Annotated in this window: 4 protein-coding genes and 1 pseudogene; 4 read left to right on the top strand and 1 reads right to left on the bottom strand. The window is 69.5% G+C overall.

What is annotated here, in order from left to right; genetic code table 11:
• Together D180_RS09330 and D180_RS09335 are read left to right on the top strand one after the other, a co-directional pair.
• Window positions 1-1,226, top strand: a 1,226-nt coding sequence (locus D180_RS09330; RefSeq protein ID WP_017912580.1) for an ATP-binding protein, incomplete at its 5' end; no start/stop codon positions are given.
• Window positions 1,223-1,696: a response regulator gene (locus tag D180_RS09335; protein WP_017912581.1), complete on the top strand. Its 474-nt coding sequence runs from the start codon at window positions 1,223-1,225 to the stop codon at window positions 1,694-1,696. The genes D180_RS09330 and D180_RS09335, both read left to right, overlap by 4 nt.
• Before the next feature lie 75 nt (window positions 1,697-1,771).
• Here the strand turns inward: D180_RS09335 and D180_RS09340 are convergent, their stop codons facing one another.
• Window positions 1,772-1,999 (bottom strand): DUF2007 domain-containing protein, encoded by a 228-nt coding sequence (locus D180_RS09340; RefSeq protein ID WP_017912582.1) that lies wholly within the window; start codon window positions 1,997-1,999, stop codon window positions 1,772-1,774.
• A gap of 258 nt (window positions 2,000-2,257) precedes the next feature.
• On the opposite strand from D180_RS09340, the gene D180_RS09345 reads away from it, so the two are divergent.
• Window positions 2,258-4,009, top strand: coding sequence for a glutamine--tRNA ligase/YqeY domain fusion protein (locus D180_RS09345; RefSeq protein WP_017912583.1), 1,752 nt, complete (start codon window positions 2,258-2,260; stop codon window positions 4,007-4,009).
• A 488-nt stretch (window positions 4,010-4,497) separates the two neighbouring features.
• A pseudogene (locus D180_RS09350) lies at window positions 4,498-4,929 on the top strand (AraC family transcriptional regulator); the annotation flags it as partial.

Genomic DNA, 4,929 nt, shown 5'->3' on the forward strand with positions numbered 1-4,929 from the left:
TGCCGCTGGCGCCGCAGCCGCCGGCCGGCGACGAACTGGGCCAGGTCGCGCAACGCCTGCAGCAGGCCAGCACCCTGCTCGCCGCGCGCGCCGAGGAAGCGCAGTCGGCGCGCCGCGAGGCCGAGAGCGCCAACCGCGCCAAGACCGAATTCCTCTCGCGCAGCAGCCACGAACTGCGCACCCCGCTCAACGCCATCCTCGGCTATGCGCAGGTGCTGGAGATGGACCTGCCGGGCGCGGCGCAGCGCGACCATCTGCAGCACATCCTCGGTGCCGGCCGGCATCTGTTGGGGCTGATCACCGAACTGCTGGACATCGCCCGCATCGAGGCCGATCAGCTCGACCTGAGCCCATGCCCGGTGCCGGTGCATGCCGCACTGGAAGAGGCGATGGGCCTGGTCGCACCGGAGGCGCAGGCGCGCGGCATCGTGCTGCGGCCGCCGCAGTTGCCGCCGGAGTGGACCGTGCGCGCTGACCCGCAGCGGCTGCGCCAGGTGCTGATCAACCTGCTGTCCAACGCGATCAAGTTCAACCGTCCGGGTGGCGCGGTGTGGGTGAGCGCGACGCCCGAAGGCCAGTCCCTGGCGCTGAGCGTGCACGACCAGGGCCACGGTCTGACGCCGACGCAGGTGGAACGCTTGTTCACGCCGTTCGAGCGGCTCGGCGCCGAGCGCTCGGCGATCGAGGGCACCGGCCTTGGCCTGGCGCTGAGCAAGCGCCTGACCGAGGCGATGGGCGGGCGCATCGCCGTGGACAGCGGCGCGGACGGATCGCGGTTCACGATCGCGCTGCCGCTGGACCGGCCGCAGGCCGCGGCGCAGCCGGACCCGGCCGTGGCGACGACGACGGCGGGCGGGGGACATCGCCAGTTGCTGAGCGTGGAAGACAACCCGTCCAACCAGGCGCTGATCCGTACCCTGGTCGAACGCCGCCCGCACTGGCGCCTGCACGAGGCCACCAGCCTGGCACAGGCGCGCGCGCATCTGCAGCAGGCCACGCCCGACCTGATCCTGCTCGACCTGCACCTGAGCGACGGCAACGGCGAGGACCTGCTGCGGGCGCTGCGCGCGCAGCCGCACACCGCGGTGATCCCGGTGGTGGTGATCAGCGCCGATGCCACCGCGACCACGCTGGCCCGCGTGCAGGGCGATCCCGTGCGTGCCTACCTGACCAAGCCGCTGGACGTGGCCGACTTCTTCTCCGTTCTGGATCGACACCTCGCATGACCCGCAACGATGTCCTCGCCGCGCGCATCCTGATCGTCGACGACGAACCGGCCAACGTCCGCCTGCTGGAAGAACTGCTGCAGCGCGAAGGCTTCCGCCAGGTGGTGGCGACCACCGACCCGCAGCGGGTGCTGGGGCTGGTCGCCGCATTCGCGCCGGACCTGATCCTGCTCGACCTGATGATGCCGGAGCTGGACGGCTACGCGATCCTGGAGCAACTGGCGCGGCTGGCCGGCCCATCCACCTTCCTGCCGGTGATCGTGCTCACCGCCGACCCCAGCCGCAGCGCCCGCCACCGCGCCCTCGGCCTGGGGGCCAAGGATTTCCTGACCAAGCCGCTGGACACCTTCGAAGTCGCCCTGCGCGTCTGGAACGTGGCCGAGACCGTGGTGCTGTTCAAGCGCCTGCGCGCGCTGGCCGTGGCGGATGCCGTGCCGCCGGGATGGCTGACGGCCGGGATTGGGGATTAGGGATTGGGGATTCGCAACGGCAGCCCCCCGCTTTTGCCAATCCCCAATCCCGACTCCCCAGTCCCAGCCCCCAACCTACATCGCCCGCGTCACCTGCCCGCCCAGGCCCAGCGTCATCAGCACTTCCTGGGCCTTTTCCAGCAGTTCGTCGGCCACGCAGACCTGGACCACGCCGAACGGCAGTTCGCCGGCGCCGCCGAGAAGGGCCTCGCCGAACACGAAGGCGGTGATGCCGGCATCCTCCAGCGCGTGCTTGGCCAGATGGGCGTCGATCAGGTGCTGGGCGCGGTAGGCGATCTGCATGTTCGGCCCCTCAGCCGTACACAGCGACATTGGCGACGGCACGGGAGACGCGCCGCACGCTCGCAGACAGGGTCTGGGCGCCGATAACGAGGCTGAGCAAAGGCATGGCGCGTTCTCGCAAAGGGAGATCGGCAGAGTACGCTGGGGACGCCGATCGCAGCCAGCCGAACCGAGCCCCCAGCGTCAACAAACGTCAACATAGGGTCAAGGTTTGTTGACCCGAGTAGACTGTTGCGCACCCAATTTGTTGACGCGCGCATGTCCGACACCCCCGCCACCGACGCCTCCGCCCCGGCCGAGAAGAAAGACTTCATCCGCCAGATCGTCCGCGAGGACCTGGCCAGCGGCAAGCACACGGCCATCCGCACCCGCTTCCCGCCCGAGCCCAACGGCTACCTGCACATCGGCCACGCCAAGGCGATCTGCCTGGACTTCGGCATCGCCGCCGAGTTCGGCGGGCGCTGCAACCTGCGCTTCGACGACACCAATCCGGCCAAGGAAGATCCCGAATTCGTCGCCGCGATCCAGGACGACGTGCGCTGGCTGGGCTTCGACTGGGCCGAGCTGCGCCACGCCTCGGACTATTTCGAGGTGTACTACCTGGCCGCCGAGAAGCTGATCCGCGACGGCCACGCCTTCGTCTGCGACCTCTCCGCCGAGCAGGTGCGCGAATACCGCGGCACCCTCACCGAGCCGGGCCGCGATTCGCCCTACCGCACCCGCAGCGTCGAGGAGAACCTGGACCTGTTCCGACGCATGCGCGCCGGCGAGTTCCCGGACGGCGCGCGCACCCTGCGCGCCAAGATCGACATGAGCAGCGGCAACATCAACCTGCGCGACCCGGCGCTGTATCGGATCAAGCACGTCGAGCACCAGAACACAGGCAACGCCTGGCCGATCTACCCGATGTACGACTTCGCGCATTCGCTGGGCGATGCGGTGGAAGGCATCACCCACTCGCTGTGCACGCTGGAGTTCGAGGACCACCGCCCGCTGTACGACTGGTGCGTGGACAAGGTCGATCTGGCCGGCCACCCCGAACTGCTGCAGCCCCTGCTGGACAAGGGCCTGCCGCGCGAGGCGGCCAAGCCGCGGCAGATCGAGTTCTCGCGGCTCAACATCAACTACACGGTGATGAGCAAGCGCAAGCTGACCCAGCTCGTCGCCGAGGGCCTGGTCGACGGCTGGGACGACCCGCGCATGTACACCCTGCAGGGCCTGCGCCGCCGCGGCTACACGCCGGCCGCACTGCGCCTGCTGGTCGACCGCGTCGGCATCAGCAAGCAGAACTCGGTGATCGATTTCTCGGTGCTGGAAGGCTGCCTGCGCGAAGACCTGGACGCGCACGCCGCGCGGCGCATGGCGGTGATCGAGCCGCTGAAGCTGGTGCTGAGCAACCTGCCCGAGGGCCACAGCGAGACGTTGACCTTCTCCAACCATCCCAAGGACGAGAGCTTCGGCACGCGCGAGGTGCCGTTCTCGCGCGAACTGTGGATCGAGCGCGAGGATTTCGCCGAAGTCCCGCCCAAGGGCTGGAAGCGGCTGGTGCCGGGCGGCGAAGTGCGCCTGCGCGGCGCCGGCATCGCCCGCGTCGACGAAGTGATCAAGAACGCCGCCGGCGAGATCGTGGAACTGCGCGGCTGGCTCGACCCGGAATCGCGCCCGGGCATGGAAGGCGCCAACCGCAAGGTCAAGGGCACCATCCACTGGGTCAGCGCCGCGCACGCGGTGGAGGCCGAGATCCGCCTGTACGACCGCCTGTTCTCGGTGGAAAAGCCCGACGACGAGTCCGACGGCAAGACCTACCGCGACCACCTCAACCCCGACTCCAAGCGCAGCGTGCGCGGCTACGTCGAACCCGCCGCCGCCCAGGCCGCGCCGGAGCAGGCGTTCCAGTTCGAGCGCACCGGTTATTTCGTCGCCGACCGCTACGACCACCGCGCCGACGCGCCGGTGTTCAACCGCAGCGTGACGTTGCGCGATACCTGGAGCGGCGGCCAGGGCGGCTGACCAAGCGCGTGTGCGATGCCTCCAGCGACGGCGATGTCCTGGAGGAAGGCAGCGCATCGGCCTCGGACCGCGTGCCCGAACATCTGCCGCGTCGTTCGGCGCTATCGCGTCGGGACTGAAGTCCCTCCCACAGGATGGCTGCATGCGCGGCCGCTTCCTGCAAGGCCAGCTTTTAGCGTTGGTTTATCGGTGAGGCATCGCGCTGAAGCCAGGAGCTAAAAAGCCGGGATTGGGGATTGGGGATTCGGAACCCCGCAAACCGGGATCCGGAATGTTCCGCGAGTGCTGGGCGGTTGCGATTGCACTGTGGGAGGGGCTTCAGCCCCGACGGGCTTTACCGATAACGCCTGTCGGGGCTGAAGCCGCACTCACCGTGGAGTCGCGGAGTGGCTTCTTGTCGCCAGAGGCGCCGCACATACCGTGCACTCGCGAAAAATCCCCAATCCCCGCCCTTCCCCCGCCACCGCCCGCGCGCTAGCGTAACGGGCATGTCCCCCGCCCCGTCCTTCAGCCTGCGCAGCTACGGCCGCGACGGCGCCGCCCATCAGCATGGCCACGTGCAACTGGTGCTGCCGCTGCACGGCACGCTGGAACTGGAGGTGGACGGCCGCGGCGGCTATCTGGACCGTTTCCGCGCCGCGGTGGTCGCGCCGCAGACCAGGCATGCGCAGTCCGCGCTGGATGCCAACCGCTTCCTGGTCGTCGATTGCCGCACCGATGCCTTCGGCGACGACGCGCTGGAGCGCCTTCGGCGACAGCCCTTCCTCGACCTGCCGCCGCCGCTGCAGGATCTGCTCGCCGCCCAGGCGCCGCATCCGGACCTCGCTGCCGCCCATGCCCGAGCCGGCGCCGCCGTGCTGGCATGGCTGCAGGCGGACACCGCGCCGCGCGGCTGGCAGCGGCTGCAGGCGCTGTGCCGA

The organism is Xanthomonas sp. SHU 166 (genome assembly GCF_000364685.1).
GTDB lineage: Bacteria > Pseudomonadota > Gammaproteobacteria > Xanthomonadales > Xanthomonadaceae > Xanthomonas_A > Xanthomonas_A sontii.

Bases quoted from the DNA above. Each gene is read 5' to 3' on its own strand.
- D180_RS09335 (WP_017912581.1), top strand. From the start codon at position 1,223: ATGACCCGCAACGATGTCCTCGCCGCGCGCATCCTGATCGTCGACGAC.
- D180_RS09340 (WP_017912582.1), bottom strand. From the start codon at position 1,999: ATGCAGATCGCCTACCGCGCCCAGCACCTGATCGACGCCCATCTGGCC.
- D180_RS09345 (WP_017912583.1), top strand. From the start codon at position 2,258: ATGTCCGACACCCCCGCCACCGACGCCTCCGCCCCGGCCGAGAAGAAA.